Genomic DNA, 20,475 nt, shown 5'->3' with positions numbered 1-20,475 from the left:
TTTGACCGATAAAGTGAATAAAACAGAGAAAATTGAAGTGACGGACGCATCCGTCTTGCCTCAATTATTTGGATCGCAGGATAAGCATCTGAGGATGCTGGAAGATGCTCTGCATGTGACCATTACAAGCCGCGGCATGAAAATTGAAATCAGTGGTGAAGGGCCAGCTGTCGACAGAGCCCGCTCCCTGATTAAGCAACTATTGGAACTGTCAGCGCGCGGCATCCCTATTTCACAAACAGATATCGTCACAGCTATAAAAATGTCGGAACGCGGAAGCCTTGACTTCTTTATTAACCTTTACGAAGAGGAAATAGGCAGATCATACGCAGGCAAGCCTATCCGGGCAAAAAATTTCGGCCAAAGACAATATGTGCAAGCCGTCAAGAATAAAGATGTTGTTTTCGGAATAGGTCCTGCCGGGACCGGGAAAACGTTCTTGGCCGTAGTGATGGCTGTTGAGGCTCTGAAGAACGGTAAAGTAAAAAAAATCATCCTGACACGTCCAGCTGTTGAAGCTGGTGAAAATCTGGGATTTTTACCCGGAGATCTGAAGGAAAAAGTTGACCCGTATCTGCGTCCGGTCTATGATGCGCTTTATGCAATCTACGGGGTTGAGCACACCACACGTTTGATGGACAGGGGAGTCATCGAAATTGCGCCGCTAGCTTATATGCGTGGACGGACGCTGGAAGATGCCTTCATCATCCTTGATGAGGCTCAAAATACGACCGTCGCACAGATGAAGATGTTCCTGACGCGGCTCGGGTTCGGTTCAAAAATGATCGTCAACGGTGACAAGACCCAAATCGATTTGCCGAAAGGGGCGCTGTCAGGATTGATTGATGCCGAGAAGAAACTTAAGGGCATCCCGGATATCGCTTTTGTCACCTTTGATACCTATGATGTCGTGCGGCATCCGGTCGTTGCGAACATCATCAAAGCATATGATGTCAAAGAGGAAACAAAACACAACATAGAAAAGTGAGCGATTATATGGAAATAGATATTTTTGATGAAACCGAATCTGTACAAAAAGAGCACACGGAGTTGGTCCATTCCCTGATTTCCTTTGCGGGGGAGTATTTGAAGTTGGCACCGGATACCGAATTGTCGATCACGTTTGTGGACAACAATCGTATCCAGGAGATCAATCGAGAATACCGCAACAAAGATCAAGCGACGGACGTCATCAGCTTTGCGCTGAATGATGACATGGATGATGACTTCCCAATCAATATGGAAAGCATATCCGGATTGTTCCCCACCAACATTGGCGATATCATCATTTCAACCGAAAAGACCCTTGAACAAGCGGAGTCCTATGGTCACAGTTTCGAAAGAGAACTGGGTTTCCTTGCTTTGCATGGTTTCCTGCATTTGAATGGTTATGATCACATGACGGAGGAAGACGAAAAGGAAATGTTTGGTCTTCAGAAAGAGATATTGGATGCTTATGGACTTAAAAGAGACGAGTAAGGAAAAAATGGGGAAAGTTGGCAAGAATCCAAATTTTTTCGCTTCAGTTAGGCATGCTTTGGATGGCATCGGCATTATCCTCAAAGAAGAAAAGAATATGCGCAGCCATGCCTTGTTGGGCTTGATACCGCTTCTGTTGGCATGGATTTTCGAATCGAGCACAACGGAATGGATCGTGATCATCTTCTGCATATTTTTGGTCATCATCATGGAATTTTTGAATACGATATTTGAAAATGTGGTCGATTTGGTTACGGATTACGAATATCATCCTCTGGCAAAGAAAGCAAAAGATATCGCTGCCGGAGCGGTCTTGGTTACAGTACTCTTTACCATTGTTATTGCAGCTATCATTTTTTTGCCCGAGTTTTTGGAATTATATTATAAGTTAATTTGAGGAGTTTTGTATGAATAAAAAAGAAGGTTTCAAATCTGGGTTCGTCTCCATCATCGGGAGACCGAACGTAGGAAAATCTACCCTACTGAACCGTATTGTCGGTCAAAAGGTCGCTATCATGAGCGATGTCCCGCAAACTACACGGAACAAAATCCAAGGAGTAGTCACTTCGGATGATTCCCAAATTGTGTTCATCGACACTCCCGGAATCCACAAACCGCAGACGCGTTTGAACGATTTTATGCTGAAGAGCGCATACAGTACGTTCAATGAAGTGGACCTGGTTCTCTTTATGGTGAATGCGGCAGAAAAAAGAGGAGCGGGCGATAATTTTATCCTTGAGAAACTCAAAAATCTGCGCACGCCGAAATTCTTGGTCATCAACAAAATCGATCAGGTCAAGCCGGAGGAATTGCTTAAAATCATTATGGACTATACGTCAGACAATGAATTTAATGAAGTGATTCCGATTTCCGCCATTCAAGGGAACAATGTCGATGAAATGATGGTCACCATCAAAAAATACATGCCGGAAGGACCGCAATTCTATCCGGACGATCAAGTGACGGATCATCCGGAATACTTCGTCGTGTCCGAATTCATCCGCGAAAAGATCCTGCAGTTGACCAAAGAAGAAGTGCCGCATTCCGTGGCAGTCGTCGTGGAATCGATGTTGCGCAATGAAGATGATAAAGTGCACGTACACGCAACCATCATCGTCGATCGCGCTAGCCAGAAAGGCATCATCATCGGCAAAGGCGGGAAAATGTTGAAAGAAATCGGTGTCCGTGCACGCCGCGATATCGAAGCGATGCTTGGTGATAAGATCTACCTCGAACTTTGGGTGAAAGTCCAAAAAGATTGGCGCGACAAACAGAGTTATCTGCAGGACTACGGTTACCGCCAAAAAGATTACGATTGATCAGCTCGTGCGCTAAAGGTACTCGTATAGCAATCAGAAAGAGTTTGGGAGGTTGCCTTCCGGGCTCTTCTGTTTTTGAAAGGATGCGACATGGAGACATATCAGCAATTTGATGGCATCGTCTTATCGATCCGAAAACACAGGGAAAAGGATGCTTTGGTAAAAATATTTACGCGTGAACATGGAAAACGGATGTTTTTTGTAAAGAACATCAAAAATCCGAACCATTCCCTGAAAGCAGCGTTGCTGCCATTCACGAAAGCGACCTATCTTGGCCGCATCAAAGATGACGGACTCAGCTTCCTTCAGGATAGTCGCGATATCTCCCATTTTTCCAACATGCAAACGGACATCCACCTGAATGCCTATGCGACTTATTTGAACAACTTAGCCGATGCGGCCATTAATGATGCCATCAAGGCAGCCGACCTCTACGATCTGCTCGAGGAATCTCTGGTCGCCATGCAGAACGGGATGGATGCGGAAGTCATAGTGAACATTTTCGAGATGCGGGTATTGAAATATTTCGGAGCAGCTCCGCAACTGCAGGAATGCGTTGTCTGTCACAGCAAACAGGAACCATTCGATTTTTCGGTCAAATATTCCGGAGCGCTATGCCAGAAACATTACGGTGAGGATCCCAGAAGATCACATGCAAGCCCTGCGGCTGTCCATTTTGCCCGTATTTTCCAATTGGTAACGCCCAAGCAAGTCGGGAACATAAAAATAAAACCGGAGACAAAACAGGCGCTCAGAGCCTTCATCGACGAATTATATGAAGAATATGTCGGGATCCGCCTGAAAAGCAAGAGCTTCATCGATCAGATGTACGCTTGGGAGACAAAGGTTGAAATCCCGTTCCGTTCCGCTACCGAACCGGAGCCAAACAAGCCGAACGAAAGCGTACAGTCCGATCCAAGTAATTCTTGACAATCTGCATAAACAAGGCTAATATTGAGGATAACTAAATACTGGACGTTGAAGATAAAAGTACCTCTGGTCAGTACCGAAAAGCGAATTTGGGATAGTGTGAGCCAAAGCGGGAGACTATTGCGGAAAGGCGTATCCGAGTCCTGTAACGAAGTGCCGGCATCAGCCGGAATTAGGGTGGAACCGCGAAAATATTCGTCCCTATGTTTCAAGGAAACTTGATGCATAGGGACTTTTTTTATGTATTATTTCAAGTGGAGGAGAATTATGATGGAAAACAAATTAACTGTGCAAAAAATGATTCAAGCGCTACAAAATTTTTGGGCAGATCAAGGCTGCCTATTGATGCAGTCCTATGATACGGAGAAGGGTGCCGGAACAATGAGCCCGTACACTTTCTTGCGCGCAATCGGACCAGAACCATGGAATGCCGCTTACGTGGAGCCTTCACGTCGTCCTGCTGACGGCCGTTATGGTGAGAATCCCAACCGCCTGTACCAGCATCACCAATTCCAGGTGGTCATGAAGCCATCACCGGATAATATCCAGGAACTCTATCTGGAAAGTCTGAAGGTGCTGGGCATCGATCCGATCGAACACGATATCCGCTTTGTAGAAGACAACTGGGAAAACCCTTCATTGGGTTGCGCAGGCTTGGGCTGGGAAGTCTGGTTGGACGGGATGGAAGTAACCCAGTTCACCTATTTCCAGCAAGTGGGCGGTTTGGAATGCAGTCCTGTCACGAGCGAAATCACTTATGGGCTGGAGCGCTTGGCTTCTTATATCCAGGATGTGAACAGTGTCTACGATCTTGAATGGACAGAGGGCGTGAAATATGGCGAAATCTTCGGCCAGCCGGAATATGAACATTCCAAATATTCGTTTGAGGAGAGCAACGTTGATTTATTGTTCCAACTGTTCGATTCGTTTGAAGCAGAAGCGACAAAACAGATCGAAAATGGTCTTGTGCATCCGGCGTATGACTATGTCCTGAAGAGTTCGCATGCCTTTAATCTGTTGGATGCAAGAGGGGTCATTTCTGCTACAGACCGCGCAGGTTATCTCGCGCGGATCCGCAATATGGCACGCCAATTGGCGAAAGCTTTTGTCCAAAAGAGAAAAGAATTGGGTTTCCCTTTGCTTTCGGATGATCAAAAAGAACTTGCCCTGAAGGAGGACTAAATTGATGAGTCAAACTGTATTATTAGAAATCGGACTGGAAGAAATGCCTGCGAAATATGTGCGCAGCAGCAGTATCCAACTGAAAGAAAAGATGATTGCTTTTTTGGAAGATAACCGCATCAGCTTTGATGCAATCGAAATGTATGCAACACCGAGACGATTGGCGGTCATCGCCAGCGGAGTGAGTGATAAACAGGCGGATTTGGCTGAAATCGTCAAAGGACCCGCAAAAAAAATCGCTTTGCAGGCGGACGGCAGCTGGTCAAAAGCTGCACTAGGTTTTGTCCGCGGGCAAGGATTGACGCCTGAAGATATCTTCTTTGATGAACTGAATGGTGTAGAGTATGTGTTCGTCAAGAAGGAAACGAGCGGACAAGCTTCCTCAGAAGTCCTGAAGGAATTGAACACAGTTGTTGAGTCGATGACTTTCCCTGTTTCGATGCACTGGGGCAACCATCACTTCAAATACATCCGACCGATCCATTGGATTGCGGCCCTTGCTGACGATGAAATCATCCCATTCCAAGTTTTGGATGTCGTTTCAGGCCGGACCACGCGCGGACATCGTTTCTTGGGCAAAGAAGTGATGCTTGCGCATGCAAGTGAGTACGCAGAAAAATTAGCGGAACAACACGTCATCGCCGACCAGGACAAAAGAAAAAACATGATCCGTGCCCAATTCCAGCAGATTGAATCTGAAAACGGCTGGATCATCCCTAACGATGAAACCTTGTTGGAAGAAGTTACATCATTGGTCGAATACCCGACTGCCTTTTTCGGGGAATACGACAGCAAATATTTGACGTTGCCGGCAGATGTATTGATCACATCGATGAAGGACCACCAACGCTATTTCGAAGTGAAGGATAAATCCGGGAAACTGTTGCCGTACTTCATATCCGTACGCAACGGGAATGGCGCATTCATCGATAACGTTAAGAAAGGAAATGAAAAGGTCCTGACAGCACGACTTGAGGATGGCTTATTCTTCTTCAACGAAGATCAACGCATCACTATTGCGCAGTCGGTCGAAAAATTAAAAAAAGTCACATTCCATTCGAAAATCGGGTCCATTCATGATAAGATGGACAACACAGCTAAAATTGCTGCTCACCTTGCTGATTTGCTTGATTTGGCAGAGGATGACAAAACGCAATTGTTACGTGCGGCTTCCATCTATAAATTTGATTTGGTAACCAATATGGTTTCCGAATTTACGGAATTGCAAGGGATCATGGGTGAAGTCTATGCGCTACAACAAGGCGAAACCGCAGCAGTAGCGACCGCAATCCGCGAACACTATCTCCCTGTGTCCAGTGAAGGTGCATTGCCGGAGACCCAAGTCGGAGCAGTTTTGGCGATGGCGGACAAATTGGACAGCATCATCAGCTTCTTCTTGCAAGGAATGGTTCCGACGGGATCGAATGATCCTTATGCTTTGCGCCGTCAAATGATCGGGGTCATTCAGATCATCGAAAAATACCAATGGTCGTTTTCATTGGAAGAGTTGCTCTCCAGCTTGTTGGTAGAGGTGTATGCGGTTGAAGATACAGAATCGTTCTCCAAAACAATGAATGAACTTGCTGTTTTTGCAAAAGCCCGTATCCAACAGAAACTTCAAAACTACGGCATCCGATATGATATAGTGGAAGCTGTGTTGCAATCCGGAGAACAAGATGTCAACATTTTGTTTGCAAACGCAAAAGTATTGCAGGCGCACAGTGAAGAGGCATCGTTCAAGGCGATCATGGAAGCTCTTGCGCGTGTCGTAAACATTTCCGGGAATCCTGATGAATCGATTCCTGTTCAGAAAGATCTTCTTGAAACAGCCAGCGAAAAGAATCTGTACGTACAGATTAACCATCTCGATTTGGCTCTTTCACACGGCGATCCGGAAGCGGATTATGCGGCCTTGGCTGCGATTGCGCCATACATTGAAGCTTATTTCGATGAAAACATGGTAATGGTCGAGGATATTGCGATCCGCAGTAACCGTTTGAACACGCTCGGAAACCTGACGTTGAGCATTATGCAGTTTGCTGATGTCAGAAAATTGATCCTTAAATAGTGAAGTGATGGAGGCGGGGCTAACATTGTTTACTCCCGACTCCATCATTTTGTTTTTCGCCGAGCGCTGGCGGGATCAATACCTCCCATACTGTATTTTCTTTTCGTTTTTTGGTTAATATGGTAAATTAAGAGGGAAGAATGAGCGGTTCAGAAAAAAGAAGCGCAAATTATTTGTTAAAGATAACGGTCCTACTTTTTGTCTGCGGAAGCGCATTTGGAAATGTTGGGCCAATCGAATCATTTTGTTCGGCATATAGAGTGCCGAACAGTTTTCCAAGGGGGAAAAAAGATGTCAATGTTTTTAGATCATGCAAAAGTGCATGTAAAAGCCGGTAAAGGCGGCGATGGTATGGTAGCTTTCCGTCGCGAAAAGTATGTTCCCGATGGGGGGCCTGCAGGTGGCGACGGCGGTCGTGGGGGAAGCATCATTTTCGAAGTGGATCCAGGCCTGCGCACGTTGTTGGATTTCCGTTATAACCGCAATTTCAGGGGCAAGCCCGGTGAAAACGGCATGAGTAAGAGTATGTTCGGCCGTGGAGCAAAAGACACGATAGTCAGGGTGCCGCCGGGTACGATTGTGCGCAATGCGGAAACAAAAGAACTCATCGCTGATCTGACTGAAGCTGGCCAACAGGCTGTAGTCGCAAGAGGTGGACGTGGCGGACGCGGGAATAACCGTTTTGCCACTGCGAGAAACCCTGCACCCGAAATCGCCGAAAATGGTGAACCCGGGCAAGAGCTGGAGTTGGAGCTTGAGCTGAAAGTCATCGCGGACGTCGGTTTAGTGGGCTTCCCGTCAGTCGGTAAATCGACATTGCTGTCGATTGTGTCAAAAGCGAAACCAAAAATCGCAGCTTATCACTTCACTACGCTCGTGCCCAATTTAGGTATGGTACAAACCCGCAGTGGAGAAGAGTTTGTCATGGCCGATTTACCTGGATTGATCGAGGGCGCGTCCCAAGGCGTAGGTCTGGGGATCCAATTTTTGCGCCACATCGAGCGCACAAGAGTCATTCTGCATGTCATTGATATGGGCGGCACGGAAGGCAGAGATCCTTTCGATGACTATGAAAAAATCAATAAGGAATTGGAAAGTTACCAATTGCGTTTGCTGGAAAGACCGACAGTCATCGTAGCCAACAAAATGGACGTGGCGGAGGCGGAAGAAAATCTTGAAGTCTTCAAACAGAAAATCGCCGAAAAATTCGGCGAAGACGAAGCGCCAAGAATTTTCCCGATTTCAGCTTGGTCAACGACCGGCGTAGCCGAATTGTTGGACTACACTGCAGAAGTTCTGAAAGAAACGCCGGAGTTCCCATTATTCGACGAAGAAGAAGTCGAATCATCCGTCCTTTACAAATTCGAAGAAAATCAAGAACAATTCACTATCGGACGCGATCCTGATTCCACATGGGTTTTGGGTGGCGAAAGACTGGAAAAATTATTCAACATGACCAATTTTGCTCATGACGAAAGCATCATGCGTTTCGCGCGTCAACTGCGCCAAATGGGTGTGGATGAAAAACTGAGGGCCAAGGGAGCGAAAGACGGCGACATGGTCCGCATCATGACTTACCATTTTGAGTTCGTCGATTAAAAAGTAACATCAGTATCAATAAATGGGGGATAATTATCGTGACAGTACAAAAACGTTCCGTTCCATTGGATGGGATGCGGGCGCTTGCGATTATTGCCATCATTTTCTATCATTTGATGCCTCATGTTTTGCCCGGTGGCTACTTAGCAGTTAACATTTTTTTCATCCTGACCGGATTTTTCGTTACAGCGTCGGTGATCAAAGAATACAGCGAAAAGGGCAAACTGGCTTACAAGAGCTATTTGTCCAGAAGGTTCCACAAGCTTTTCTTTCCGTTGCTATCGATGATGATAGTAGTGACCGCATATATCACTTTGTTCCAAAGAGGACTCTTACTGAATTTACGGCCATGGATCCTTTCTTCATTAGGGATGTTCAATAACTGGTGGCAAATTTCTGTTGGAGCTTCTTATTTTGAACAATTCTATGTGCAGTCACCGTTCATGCATCTCTGGTTTCTTTCGGTCATAAGCCAATTCTATATCATCTGGCCACTGGTTGTGTTGTTGCTGTTGGCGTTGTACAAAGATAAACGGATAATCCTCTACACAGCGGTCTTACTTTCTTTGGTTTCTGCTCTTGCGATGGGGATGTTGTACGTACCTGGAGAGGACGCTTCACGCGTTTATTACGGGACGGATACGCGTTTATTTTCGTTTATGATCGGCAGCGCGCTTTCGGTTGTCTGGCCGTTGGAGAGGCTGGACGAACCGGTGCCGAAGCAGATTGGTCGAAGATTGACGCTCGCCGGATTATTGAGCTACGCTGTTCTCGGCGTCATGTTCAGCAGCATGTTGGATAGTCAGGCATTCACTTACAGAGGCGGGATGTTCCTCAACAGTGTCATGATCGGCATTGCGGTTGTCTTAACAGCACATCCGGCAAATTTCATTTCAAAAATACTGCGGTTCAAGCCGTTTCAGTGGATCGGCAGGCGGAGTTTCCTGTTGTATCTGTGGTACTATCCGGTCGTTTCCCTTTATCAAGCAAAAGTAGTTGATACAAGCGTTGATCCCGGTCGCCATGTTTTGATCCAACTGGTACTCATCCTCTGTCTTTCCGAAATAGGTTACCAACTATTCGAAAAAGAGCGGCGGAAAATACCGTTTGGGCCGTCTTGGCGTCTTGGGGATACTTTTTCCAAAAGAAAACTTTCAGGATCCCTCGGTTTCACCGGGTATTTTTCGGAAAAAATCTTTGCAACCGGCAGTGTTTGCCTGCTGCTGATTGCACTGACTGGTTTGGTCCAGGCAAAATCCGGCGAAAATGCCGATGTGCAGGAATTGCGAGAGCAGATCGCAGCCAGCCAGAGTAAGATGGAAGAAATCAATCGTGATGCTTCCGCCCGCAGCAGGGCCATCAACAATATTGAAGGGCTGGAACGAGAGGTAGTTTTATTTGCCCATGATGCTGATATTACCTTCATAGGCGACTCTGTGTTGCTCTCGGTTTCGGATCAGCTGGTTACAATTTTTGGTCGGGCAGTTGTCGAAGGTGCAGTCAGCAGACAGCTTTACCAAACTACTGAGGTGATTGCTGATTTAAAAAAACGGGAGCAATTACATGATACGGTTGTTGTCTTTCTTGGTTCCAACGGGACTTTCACCCGTACGCAAATAGAACGCTTCATAGAGGAAATCGGGACATCCAAGGATTTGTTTTTTCTCACCACGAATGTTCCGAGAATCTGGAAGGACAGCGTGAATGAGCAATTGGAACTTGCCGAAAGCACGCATTCCAATGTCCATCTTCTGGATTGGAATGCCTACAGCAGCGGGCATGGCGATTGGCTTCTGGAGGACCAAGTCCATCCGAATCCGACTGGCGCTCAACAATTAGCCCTTTTTGTGGCAGAGCAAATCTATCAAGAATTAAATGATGAAAATGGGAGCAATTGATTATGAAAATTCAATTTTTAGGCACAGGAGCAGGTGTTCCTTCCACCAGCAGAAATCTTTCCAGTATAGCATTGAAGCTGTTGGATGAACGCAATGCCATCTGGCTTTTTGACTGCGGGGAGGGTACACAGCAGCGTGTACTCAAAACAACTATCCGACCCAGGAAAGTGGAAAAAATCTTCATCACCCATCTGCATGGAGATCATATATTCGGACTGCCTGGCTTTTTGAGCAGTAGGGCTTTTCAAGGCGGCAATACTCCCTTGAACATTTATGGCCCTGTCGGAATAAAGGAATTTGTTTTGACCAGTCTGCGTATATCCCAGTCGCACTTGCGCTATCCGATCTTTTTCCACGAAATAACGGAAGATGGCGTTGTGTTTGAAGATGAGCAATTTCGCGTCAGTTGTGCAAAGCTGAATCATGGTATCATTTCGTATGGATACCGTGTTGAAGAAGCAGACTATCCAGGAGAATTGCAGGCCGATAAACTCAAAGAGATGGATGTTCCCGCAGGACCGCTCTATGGAAAACTCAAGAACGGCGAGACTGTTGTTTTGCCTGACGGAAGAACCATCAACGGACTGGACTTTATTGGAAAAACAACTAAAGGACGCGTCGTAACGATTTTAGGCGACACAAGAAGAACGAAAAATACAGTCGTTTTAGCCAGAGATGCCGATGTGTTGGTTCATGAGAGTACCTTTGGGAAAGAAGACCAAGCGATAGCTTCTGATTATTTCCACTCAACGTGCATCGATGCCGCTAATGTAGCAAAAGAAGCAAACGTAAAGCAACTTTATTTGACCCACATCAGTGCGCGTTACTTGAACGGCAATGCGCATCAGCTGCAGCGGGATGCCCGTAAAGTCTTTCAGAATACAAAACTTGTCAATGACTATGACGAGTTCGACATTGCTCTGATGAAATGATTGCCGGAACCCTTGAGAACATACTCACTATTGTTCTCAAGGGTTGTAAGTTGACGATGCATCGGCAAAAAGATGATAATAAGAGTGTGTAAACATCAAAATGAGTGGGGCGATTATAATGAAAAATCAATGGAGATTAGTAGCAGGTATTATTTTGATCATCATCATTGTGTTGTTTGCCGTTTTTAACGTTGATTCTGTGCCGGTCAATTTTGGGTTCGCCGTCTTGGATGGACCTCTGATCATCGTCATTCTTGTTTCACTTCTGATGGGCTCGCTCATCACTTTATTGGTTGCGACAGGGAGTGCGACGAAGAAGAACAAAGAGTTCAAACAGATGCGTGCCGAAGTCGACGCAAAAAGCAAAGAGATCCAAACAGCCGTAGATACTGCAAAAGCCGGATACGAACAGCAACTGAGCGATCTGCGGATGCAGTTATCCCAGAAAGACAGCAAAATCAATTCGCTTGAAGAAGAGTTGATAAAAAAGCTGACTGTTGGTAACCCAGATCAACCGAGCAAAATTTGATAAAAACAGAGCTGGAGATTCATTTGATGGCTACTTCAAGTTAGAAAGAAAAGACTAGAACGGGTTTAGCTTCTAGTCTTTTTTCGGTTAAGGGGGCTGCAGTGCTTCTATATAGTTTACAAAGTAAGGAGTCGGTAAATTGTTATCGTCAAAGATGAATTGGAAAATACGCAAATCAGAAATTGATGCATCTATAAGCCTGGGAATCAGTCAGGCTACGGGCTTATCAGAAAAGTTCGTCCTACTGTGCATGCAGCGCGGACTTGAAACAAAGGAACAAATCACAGCATTCGTCGAAGGGACCCAAATGGAATTCCATGATCCATATTTGCTGCACGATATGGATAAAGCCGTCCATCGTTTGACTGAAGCTATTGAATCAGGGGAAGAAATCGTTGTTTATGGTGATTACGATGCGGATGGCATCACAAGTACTTGCATACTCGTGGAAACCATTGAAGTGTTGGGAGGCAATGTCGGTTATTATTTGCCGAATCGCTTCACGGATGGTTACGGCCCAAATGCCGCCGCATTCAAAAAACTGATCGAAAACGGGGCGCAACTGATCCTGACTTGCGATAACGGAGTTTCCGGTCACGAACCAATAGCGATGGCAAAAAAAATGGGGGTAGACGTCATTGTTTCCGATCACCATGAATTGCCGGCTGTCTTACCTGATGCATATGCTGTCATCCACCCGAAACATCCTGCCGGGTCCTATCCTTTCCCGGATCTTTCCGGAGCTGGCGTCGCCCTAAAAATCGCGGCGGCCCTTCTGGGGGAAATGCCCTTTGAATCACTTGACCTGGCTGCTATCGGCACTGTTGCGGACCTTGTTAGTTTGACAGGCGAAAATCGCTGGATCGTGAAACAAGGACTACAAGTCATGAAACAAGCGCATCGGCTCGGGTTGGCTGCATTGATGGAAGCCGCTGGAATAGATACGGCTGTTTTGGACGAAGAGAGCATCGGTTTCATCATCGGACCACGTTTGAATGCAGTCGGTCGATTGGAAGATGCGGGTCCGGGCGCTGAATTGATGCTGTCATTCGACGAAGAAAAAATTGCTGAATTGGTTGCCTATATTCAGGAAAAAAACGTCGAGAGACAAAACATAGTTCAGTCCATCCATGAAGAAGCCCGTATCCAATTGGCGAAGAATGAAAATTTGCCGGACGTTGTTGTGTTAGGCCACAAGAATTGGCATCAGGGCGTTCTCGGAATCGTGGCAAGCAAATTGGTCGAGGAATTTGGACGGCCAACCGTATTATTTAATATCGACGAAAAAACCGGTATCGCGAAAGGGTCAGCCCGCAGCACCGAGGCGTTGGACATTTATGCTGCATTGGCAGATGCAAAGGATTCGCTTACGAAGTTCGGTGGGCACAAAATGGCAGCAGGCATGAGTCTTCCTGCTGCTGATTTAGCCGCTTTCTCTGAAAAGATCAACAACTATGCTGCTCGCTATCATGATGCAATCGTGCTGGGCGAATCCATTTATATAGACGCCATCTTGCCGCTTGCTGACGTCACCTTGCCGTTTTTGAAGGAATTGGAGTTGCTGAAACCATATGGTACCGACAATCCGAAGCCGATATTCGGCTTCCAAAATGTACCTTTGACAGACATCAGACAAATCGGTGCCGACAACAAGCATCTAAAGTTCAAGCTTAAGGATAAGGAGCTCTTTCTGGATGTGATCGGCTTCAATAAGGGGAGCATCAGCAATCATTTGAATGAGGCGGATGTCGTTTCCCTAATCGGCGAGCTTTCAATTAATGTTTGGCGGGACAGCGCGAAGCCTCAACTGCAGTTGAGGGACATTAAAAATAAACATGTTCAGTTTTTTGACAAAAGGAGTTCGGTCATCCAAGAATCGGTATTGGCTGTGGAAGATGCCTTGTATCTATTTTCGACTTCCAACATCATGAAACAATTTTATGAGCGTATTCCAAGCAGTTCGAATGCGGCCTTGCTCACAGACAATACAGTGGATGCCTTGCAGGCCGTCAGCGCCAAGAATCTCGTGCTCTTCGAATGTCCTTTGAAGCTGAACCTTTTGGCGAATCTCCTGAAGAGTAATCAGTTCGAAAATGTGTATGTCGTCTCTCATGAATCGAATGGCGTATACGCAGATGGCGTTCCTCCTAAAGACCAGTTTGCAAAATTTTACCAGTATATCCGTTCGCATAAGGATATCGACGTGAGAAATCGATTAGATGCTTTGGCAGAATATTTAAAAATCAAGAAAAATCTTGCCATTTTCATGATTCAAGTGTTTTTGGAGGCGGGATTTGTTACAATAGACAATGGTTTCATCAATGAGGTCAAGAATCCCGTCAAAAGGGCTTTGGCTGATACACAAGTATACAAAGATCGCCTGCAGAAAATGGAAGCTGAAAAAATATTCATCTACAGCCCGTTTTCGCAACTGACAAAATGGTTGAATGAACAGATGATGGTTCAATAATTAGGAGGAACATAAAAATGGATTTAAAAAAATATATTGCTGACGTAAAAGATTTTCCGGAACAAGGCATCATTTTCCGCGATATTTCCCCTTTGATGGCAAATGGCGAAGCCTATCGTTATTCAATCAAGGAAATCGTGAAATATGCTCAAGACTTGAATGTTGATAAAGTAGTCGGACCTGAAGCGCGTGGCTTCATGGTCGGTTGCCCTGTGGCTGTGGAATTAGGCTGCGGATTCGCGATGGCCCGCAAAAAAGGCAAATTGCCCCGCGAAACAGTTGAAGTATCCTACGGGCTGGAATACGGGAAAGCGACATTGCAACTGCATCAAGATGCCATCTTGCCTGGCGATAAAGTGCTGGTCTGTGATGATTTGTTGGCTACTGGCGGCACTACAGCCGCGACTATAGAATTGGTTGAAAAATTAGGCGGAGAAGTTGTGGGCTTGGCGTTCTTGATCGAGTTGCTGGATTTAAAGGGCAGAGATCTGATCCAAGGGTATGACATCTTCACGCTGATGGAATACTAAGAGAAGTAATCCTAAATAAGCATAGACACGCAAAAAGGCTGCCGGTTGGCAGCCTTTTTGCGTCAGTTGGAGGACTGTTCTTTAAATGATGTGGTTCCGGTACAGGCCGACTACTTTACCCAGGATGAGGACAGAATCCAGGATGATCGGATCCATGCTCGAATTTTCAGGTTGCAGACGATAGTAGTTATTTTCTTTGTAGAAACGTTTGCAGGTCGCTTCATCATCGTCCGTCATGGCTATGACGATATCTCCGTTTTCAGCCGTGTTCTGTTTTCTGACAATGACGGAGTCGCCATCGAAGATGCCGGCATCGATCATGCTTTCTCCGCGGATTTTCAACATGAATAAAGATCCCGCATTGGATTGCAGATCCGGGGGAACCGGGAAATAGTCGGTTGCTTCTTCTACGGCAAGTATGGGCGCTCCGGCTGTGACAGTACCCAACAACGGCATTTTATCTGATAGGATCCCCAATTTGTCCAGACCTGCTTGGGTCAATTCTATCGCACGGGGTTTTGTAGGATCCCGCTGGATAAAACCATTTTTTTCAAGACGCGACAGATGGCCATGAACCGTAGATGTAGATGACAGTTTTACCGCATTTCCGATTTCCCTTACGGTCGGCGGGTAGCCCTTTTCCTGGACTTCTTCATAAATGTATTGAAGCACTTCAATTTGGCGTGAATCTTTATTTTTAACCATGAGATCATCATCTCCGTAATCCTATATTTATATCGTTTAGGATACCATTAATCCCTCAAAAAATCAAACAGATGTTCGCATGTTCTTTGAAAATTATGTTAGAATATGCCTAGTATTGCCACAAATACAGCAAATGTTGAAGCGTTTTCCAAAAATCGCTAAATTTATCCGTGATTGCTATTTCTTTTTCTCATAATCTTTAGTACAATTAATGAATGAATGCTTTGGAAAGGGGGATGAATACGTGTCAACAACAGCATGGGTAATGATGGTTATTTTAGGAATAGTAATAGGAGCGGTTGGCGGATTTTTCCTTGCAAGACGTTATATGGTAAAATATTTTGAAGAAAATCCACCGATCAATGAAGAAATGTTGCGTTCTATGATGATGCAGATGGGTCAAAAACCATCCGAAAGAAAAGTTAAACAAATTATGGCTTCGATGAAAGCACAATCAACAAAGAAAAAGAAATAGACTAATGAAATAATATACAAAATGTGGATCTTTACGGTTCCACATTTTTATTTTGTCTGAATAAACGCAAGAAAGGGGAAATATCCGTGAGTATTTTCAAAAAATTGAGTTGGTTTTTTCGTCAGGAATGGAAAGCCTATTTTGTGGGCGTCTTTTTCCTGATCATTGTGGCGATACTTCAGGTTGTATCGCCGCGCATCGTCGGAATCATTATCGATGAAATTGCACTTGGCACGTTAACGATGGCTTCTTTGTGGAAGTGGACAGTGATCATATTGATAGCGGGCGTGCTGCAGTACCTCTTCCGTTATATTTGGAGGATGAAGATTTGGGGAACTTCAGCAGAACTGGAAAAGATACTTCGGTCAAGATTGTTCAAGCATTTCACCGAAATGGATGCTGTCTTCTTCCAAAAGTACAGGACAGGCGATCTGATGGCGCATGCGACGAATGATTTGAATGCCATCCGCATGGTCGCCGGCGCAGGTATCCTGACATTGGCAGATTCAATTTCTTCAGGCGGGATCACGCTCTTTACGATGTTCTTCTTGATCGATTGGCGTTTGACGCTCATTGCTATGATCCCATTGCCGGCTTTGACGTTGGTGTCACGAATCCTCGGACAAAAGATGCATAAACGATTCCGCAAAGCACAGGCCGCTTTCTCGAGTTTGAATGACAAAACGCAAGAGAGCGTATCCGGCGTCAAAGTCATCAAAACTTTTGGTGAAGAAGAAGAGGATATTCGTGATTTCGAAGCAATGACAAAAGATGTCGTTGCAAAAAATAAATCTGTCTATCTGGTTGATGCCTTATTTGATCCAGCTATCCAACTTATTTTAGGACTTTCATTTGCGCTGACAATCATATTCGGAGGTCGCTTTGTCGTGGAAGGCAGCATCAGTATCGGTCAGTTGGTTTCGTTCATCAGTTACATCGGAATGATGGCGTGGCCAATGTTGGCAGTGGGTAGGCTTTTCAATGTACTTGAGCGAGGCAGTGCCAGTTATAGCAGGATTGATGAGCTTCTGAAGGAAAAATCAACGATCCAGGAGCAGAAAAATGCCATCCGGACTGTGGTTTCAGGCGATTTGGATTTTCAGGTATCCTCATTCAACTATCCAAACAGCAAAGAAATTAGCCTCCATGATGTCACCTTCCATTTAAAGCGGGGGCAAACGTTAGGGATTGTCGGCAGAACTGGATCGGGCAAAAGTACGATTTTCCGTCTGCTGTTGCGTGAGTATGACCAATATACAGGCAGCATCAACTACAATGGGATCGATATTCGCGATTATTCATTGGATGCATTGCTGAGCGGAATCGGTTACGTTCCCCAAGACAACTTTCTGTTTTCTTCTGACGTCAGGGAAAATATCCGTTTCGCTGATCCATCCATCAGCCAGCAAAAGGTGGAGGAGGCAGCGCGCTTGACGGCCATTCATCATGATATCCTTGGCTTCCCCGCTGGATACGATACGATGGTCGGCGAGAGAGGTGTTTCTCTGTCAGGTGGGCAAAAACAACGGATAGCGATTGCGCGAGCCTTAGTCACCGAACCAGAACTGCTTATTTTGGATGATTCTTTATCTGCTGTGGACGCGAAAACCGAAGAAGCAATCTTGACGGGACTCAAGCAACAACGAGTCGATCAGACAACAATCATCGCAGCCCATCGGATCAGCAGTGTGATGCATGCGAATGAAATCATCGTTCTTGATGAAGGACGCATCGTCGAACGCGGGACTCATCATGAGTTAATGGAATTGAACGGGTGGTACCGAAGAATGTATGAGAAACAACAACTCGAAACAAAATTGGAAGGGAAGGATGAAGCATGAGTGGATCAGCATGGTCTAAGACAATCCCATTGAAGGAACAGCTACGGGTAATCAAAAGAATTTTCCGATTTGCCCATCCTTTTCGTTATCAATTTTTCATCGCCTTGCTTTTCAGTATCGCGTTATCGTTGGTGAATGTTGTGGCCCCGCGAATCATCCAAATTTATATGGATGATTATCTGGCTGTGGGCGATGTCACGACCAATATCAGTCTGTTTTTTGCGATGGCCTATCTGGGATCCATACTGCTGAAGATGTTAGTCACTTATCTGCAGCGTTATATATTCAGCATGGCATCCGAACAAACTGTCGAGAATATCCGAAATGCTGTTTTCCGTAAAATCAATCAATTGGGGATGCGTTATTATGATACAACTCCAGCTGGTTCGATTGTGTCTCGCGTCACCAATGACACAGAAACCATCAAAGAATTCTGGAATGTGTTTTTGGCTTTGGCAGAAGGGATTTTCAGCATCATTACCGTGTTCATCGCCATGTGGACATTGGACAAGCAGATTTCCTTGCTCTTCATCGTTTTTGTCCCGATAATGGCAGGTCTGATTTGGTATTATCAAAAATACAGCACACGTGTTTACCGGACGATGCGTGAAAGACTGAGCCAGCTGAATACGAAATTAAATGAATCCATTTCCGGTATGGCAATCATTCAGCAGTTCCGCCAAGAAAAACGTCTGCGCGCAGAATTTGATGCAATCAATGATGATTACAGTAAAGGTCGCGTAGCGATGGTCCAGATGAATGCTTTGATGTTGATGCCGGTCGTCAACCTATTGCAGGCAATTGCTTTGGCGATTGTCCTTTGGTTATTTGGCTACCAGACTTTGAACGGCGTTGTGGAGTTGGGGGTCATCTATGCATTCACTACCTATATCCAAAATTTCTTCCGTCCTATGGGAATGATGATGGACAACCTCAGCGCCCTTCAGGACGGTATCGTCTCCAGTTCCAGGGTCCTGAGTGTATTGGATAACGCCGAATTGGCGCCAAATCAACCCGCAGATTCGGAATTGGAGATCAGTCAGGGCAGAATCGAATTTAAAGATGTATCTTTCTCTTATGACGGGAAACAGGATGTGCTGAAAGGCATCAGCTTTACAGCCAATCCGGGTGAAACGGTAGCGTTGGTCGGGCATACCGGCAGCGGTAAAAGCTCGATCATCAATGTGTTGCTGCGTTTTTACGAATTCGAGAAGGGCGATATTTTGATTGATGGGAAATCGATAAAGGCATATCCAATCGAGGAAATTCGTTCGAAAATAGGTTTGGTCCTTCAAGATTCTTTCCTTTTTTACGGGGATATCTCGCATAATATCCGATTGATGAATAAGGACTACACCGATCGGGATATAGAGGCTGCGGCTGCGTTTGTGCATGCCGATTCATTCATAGAGTCGCTTCCCGGAGGTTACCACGCAAAAGTGATTGAACGAGGAGCCAGCTATTCAAGCGGCGAGCGGCAATTGATTTCGTTTGCCCGTACGATTTTACGGGATCCAAAAGTGCTCATCCTCGATGAGGCAACAGCCAATATCGACACCGAAACGGAGCTGTTGATCCAAGAAAGCATGCGCAAGATGCGTGAAGGCCGAACAACGATTGCGATCGCACATCGTTTGTCGACCATCAGGGATGCTCACCTGATCCTAGTGCTGGACAAAGGGCGCGTCATCGAAAGAGGCACACATGAAGAACTGATCGCCAAGCGGGGAACCTATTATGACATGTACATGCTCCAGTCAATGAACGATTGACCAAACGAATCGGCAGCAATGCCAAAAAACAGCACCGGAAATTTTCCGGTGCTGTTTTTTTTGATAGCTGCTGCATACTTGACATCAAACATCAGCTGATTTATTTCGCTACATACACAAAGTTCGGATCGATTTCCTGATCCAACTGACGGAAAGTACTCCCGAGCAATTCGTCGTAGGCCGCCAATTCTTCTCTGGAGATCCGCTTTTCCTTCGGCAGGTAAATGGGCTTGCCGAAGCGGACTGTCGCTTTTTTGCGTTTCAAAATAAGTTCTTTGAATGTGAGCGGGCCTTGATAGACAACTGGGAGGATCGGTACATTGGCCAATTTGGCTATGGATGAAGTCCCACCTTTGATTTCGGTGGAATGTCTCGATCCGGTCGGAAAAATCAGCAGATTGGTTTTTCCTTCTTTCAGGATGGAAACAGGCTGTTTCAGTGCACTCGGACCCGGGTTTTCACGATTGACAGGGAACGCGTTCATATGAGTGAGTACCCAGGTGATAAATTTCCCCTTGAAAAGCTCTTGCTTCGCCATTGAGGAAAAGATATGCGGGTAAACACCAAAAGAAATAAAAACTGGATCCAGCAGACTTCTGTGGGGTGCTGCAAGGATGAAGACTGTATCCTTTGGAATGTACTCTTTGTTTTGGATTTCGGTCTTGCCGTTCACTATCCAGACCAGAAATCTCACAATGTTAACAATTGCTTTAAAAAACATGACAGGTCTCCTTTTGCTTTAGCAT

The 20,475-nt window shown here is 45.5% G+C and carries 18 protein-coding genes; 16 read left to right on the top strand and 2 right to left on the bottom strand.

Going from position 1 to position 20,475, the window contains the following annotated elements; all coding sequences use genetic code 11:
* Window position 1 precedes the first annotated feature (1 nt).
* The 13 genes from ACKPCD_RS09320 to ACKPCD_RS09260 all read left to right on the top strand — a co-directional run bounded on the left by ACKPCD_RS09320 (window position 2) and on the right by ACKPCD_RS09260 (window position 14,936).
* Entirely contained in the window at window positions 2-988 is a 987-nt protein-coding gene (locus ACKPCD_RS09320; protein WP_321433034.1) for a PhoH family protein, read from the top strand.
* Between the two features lie 8 nt (window positions 989-996).
* Window positions 997-1,479, top strand: a complete 483-nt coding sequence (ybeY, locus tag ACKPCD_RS09315; protein WP_086988102.1) for an rRNA maturation RNase YbeY — start codon at window positions 997-999, stop codon at window positions 1,477-1,479.
* Complete coding sequence (locus ACKPCD_RS09310) at window positions 1,451-1,876, top strand: diacylglycerol kinase family protein (RefSeq protein WP_321433033.1); 426 nt, start codon at window positions 1,451-1,453, stop codon at window positions 1,874-1,876. The genes ybeY and ACKPCD_RS09310 overlap by 29 nt, the downstream gene beginning before the upstream one ends.
* 10 nt (window positions 1,877-1,886) lie before the next feature.
* Window positions 1,887-2,798, top strand: a complete 912-nt coding sequence (gene era, locus ACKPCD_RS09305) for a GTPase Era (RefSeq protein WP_321433032.1) — start codon at window positions 1,887-1,889, stop codon at window positions 2,796-2,798.
* Window positions 2,799-2,888: 90 nt separating this feature from the next.
* Entirely contained in the window at window positions 2,889-3,728 is an 840-nt protein-coding gene (recO, locus tag ACKPCD_RS09300; protein WP_288925163.1) for a DNA repair protein RecO, read from the top strand.
* Between the two features lie 270 nt (window positions 3,729-3,998).
* The gene (gene glyQ, locus ACKPCD_RS09295) at window positions 3,999-4,910 is read left to right on the top strand and encodes a glycine--tRNA ligase subunit alpha (protein WP_068559829.1); all 912 of its coding nucleotides are present in this window, start codon (window positions 3,999-4,001) and stop codon (window positions 4,908-4,910) included.
* A gap of 4 nt (window positions 4,911-4,914) precedes the next feature.
* Window positions 4,915-6,978, top strand: coding sequence for a glycine--tRNA ligase subunit beta (glyS, locus tag ACKPCD_RS09290; protein ID WP_321433031.1), 2,064 nt, complete (start codon window positions 4,915-4,917; stop codon window positions 6,976-6,978).
* Between the two features lie 291 nt (window positions 6,979-7,269).
* Entirely contained in the window at window positions 7,270-8,577 is a 1,308-nt protein-coding gene (gene obgE, locus ACKPCD_RS09285; RefSeq protein ID WP_086988044.1) for a GTPase ObgE, read from the top strand.
* 38 nt (window positions 8,578-8,615) lie between these two features.
* Window positions 8,616-10,475: an acyltransferase family protein gene (locus ACKPCD_RS09280; RefSeq protein WP_321433030.1), complete on the top strand. Its 1,860-nt coding sequence runs from the start codon at window positions 8,616-8,618 to the stop codon at window positions 10,473-10,475.
* Window positions 10,476-10,477: 2 nt separating this feature from the next.
* Window positions 10,478-11,407 (top strand): ribonuclease Z, encoded by a 930-nt coding sequence (gene rnz, locus ACKPCD_RS09275; RefSeq protein ID WP_086988042.1) that lies wholly within the window; start codon window positions 10,478-10,480, stop codon window positions 11,405-11,407.
* A 118-nt stretch (window positions 11,408-11,525) separates the two neighbouring features.
* On the top strand, window positions 11,526-11,936 hold the full coding sequence (locus ACKPCD_RS09270) for a LapA family protein (RefSeq protein ID WP_068559634.1): 411 nt from the start codon (window positions 11,526-11,528) through the stop codon (window positions 11,934-11,936).
* Between the two features lie 139 nt (window positions 11,937-12,075).
* Complete coding sequence (recJ, locus tag ACKPCD_RS09265) at window positions 12,076-14,406, top strand: single-stranded-DNA-specific exonuclease RecJ (RefSeq protein WP_321433029.1); 2,331 nt, start codon at window positions 12,076-12,078, stop codon at window positions 14,404-14,406.
* Between the two features lie 17 nt (window positions 14,407-14,423).
* A complete protein-coding gene (locus tag ACKPCD_RS09260) occupies window positions 14,424-14,936 on the top strand; it encodes an adenine phosphoribosyltransferase (RefSeq protein ID WP_068559630.1) in 513 nt (170 codons plus the stop codon).
* Window positions 14,937-15,017: 81 nt separating this feature from the next.
* Here ACKPCD_RS09260 and lexA read toward each other — a convergent pair whose 3' ends face one another.
* Window positions 15,018-15,641 (bottom strand): transcriptional repressor LexA, encoded by a 624-nt coding sequence (lexA, locus tag ACKPCD_RS09255; RefSeq protein WP_068559629.1) that lies wholly within the window; start codon window positions 15,639-15,641, stop codon window positions 15,018-15,020.
* 244 nt (window positions 15,642-15,885) lie between these two features.
* Here lexA and ACKPCD_RS09250 point away from each other — a divergent pair, with 244 nt between their 5' ends.
* The 3 genes from ACKPCD_RS09250 to ACKPCD_RS09240 all read left to right on the top strand — a co-directional run bounded on the left by ACKPCD_RS09250 (window position 15,886) and on the right by ACKPCD_RS09240 (window position 19,729).
* A complete protein-coding gene (locus ACKPCD_RS09250) occupies window positions 15,886-16,116 on the top strand; it encodes a YneF family protein (protein ID WP_068559628.1) in 231 nt (76 codons plus the stop codon).
* Window positions 16,117-16,202: 86 nt separating this feature from the next.
* Window positions 16,203-17,957, top strand: coding sequence for an ABC transporter ATP-binding protein (locus ACKPCD_RS09245; protein ID WP_321433028.1), 1,755 nt, complete (start codon window positions 16,203-16,205; stop codon window positions 17,955-17,957).
* Window positions 17,954-19,729: an ABC transporter ATP-binding protein gene (locus tag ACKPCD_RS09240; protein WP_276641983.1), complete on the top strand. Its 1,776-nt coding sequence runs from the start codon at window positions 17,954-17,956 to the stop codon at window positions 19,727-19,729. Before ACKPCD_RS09245 ends, ACKPCD_RS09240 begins: the two co-directional genes overlap by 4 nt.
* A gap of 100 nt (window positions 19,730-19,829) precedes the next feature.
* Here the strand turns inward: ACKPCD_RS09240 and ACKPCD_RS09235 are convergent, their stop codons facing one another.
* The gene (locus ACKPCD_RS09235; protein WP_321433027.1) at window positions 19,830-20,450 is read right to left on the bottom strand and encodes a lysophospholipid acyltransferase family protein; all 621 of its coding nucleotides are present in this window, start codon (window positions 20,448-20,450) and stop codon (window positions 19,830-19,832) included.
* Between the last annotated feature and the right edge of the window lie 25 nt (window positions 20,451-20,475).

Source organism: Trichococcus flocculiformis, assembly GCF_963662535.1.
Classification (GTDB): Bacteria; Bacillota; Bacilli; order Lactobacillales; family Aerococcaceae; genus Trichococcus; species Trichococcus flocculiformis.
This window is presented reverse-complemented; position numbering and strand designations above follow the sequence as displayed.

Coding starts and splice junctions, on each gene's coding strand:
- ACKPCD_RS09235 (WP_321433027.1), bottom strand. CDS start 20,450: ATGTTTTTTAAAGCAATTGTTAACATTGTGAGATTTCTGGTCTGGATA.
- era (WP_321433032.1), top strand. CDS start 1,887: ATGAATAAAAAAGAAGGTTTCAAATCTGGGTTCGTCTCCATCATCGGG.
- ACKPCD_RS09310 (WP_321433033.1), top strand. CDS start 1,451: ATGCTTATGGACTTAAAAGAGACGAGTAAGGAAAAAATGGGGAAAGTT.
- glyQ (WP_068559829.1), top strand. CDS start 3,999: ATGGAAAACAAATTAACTGTGCAAAAAATGATTCAAGCGCTACAAAAT.
- lexA (WP_068559629.1), bottom strand. CDS start 15,641: ATGGTTAAAAATAAAGATTCACGCCAAATTGAAGTGCTTCAATACATT.
- glyS (WP_321433031.1), top strand. CDS start 4,915: ATGAGTCAAACTGTATTATTAGAAATCGGACTGGAAGAAATGCCTGCG.
- recO (WP_288925163.1), top strand. CDS start 2,889: ATGGAGACATATCAGCAATTTGATGGCATCGTCTTATCGATCCGAAAA.
- rnz (WP_086988042.1), top strand. CDS start 10,478: ATGAAAATTCAATTTTTAGGCACAGGAGCAGGTGTTCCTTCCACCAGC.
- ACKPCD_RS09260 (WP_068559630.1), top strand. CDS start 14,424: ATGGATTTAAAAAAATATATTGCTGACGTAAAAGATTTTCCGGAACAA.
- ACKPCD_RS09240 (WP_276641983.1), top strand. CDS start 17,954: ATGAGTGGATCAGCATGGTCTAAGACAATCCCATTGAAGGAACAGCTA.
- obgE (WP_086988044.1), top strand. CDS start 7,270: ATGTCAATGTTTTTAGATCATGCAAAAGTGCATGTAAAAGCCGGTAAA.
- ACKPCD_RS09270 (WP_068559634.1), top strand. CDS start 11,526: ATGAAAAATCAATGGAGATTAGTAGCAGGTATTATTTTGATCATCATC.
- ybeY (WP_086988102.1), top strand. CDS start 997: ATGGAAATAGATATTTTTGATGAAACCGAATCTGTACAAAAAGAGCAC.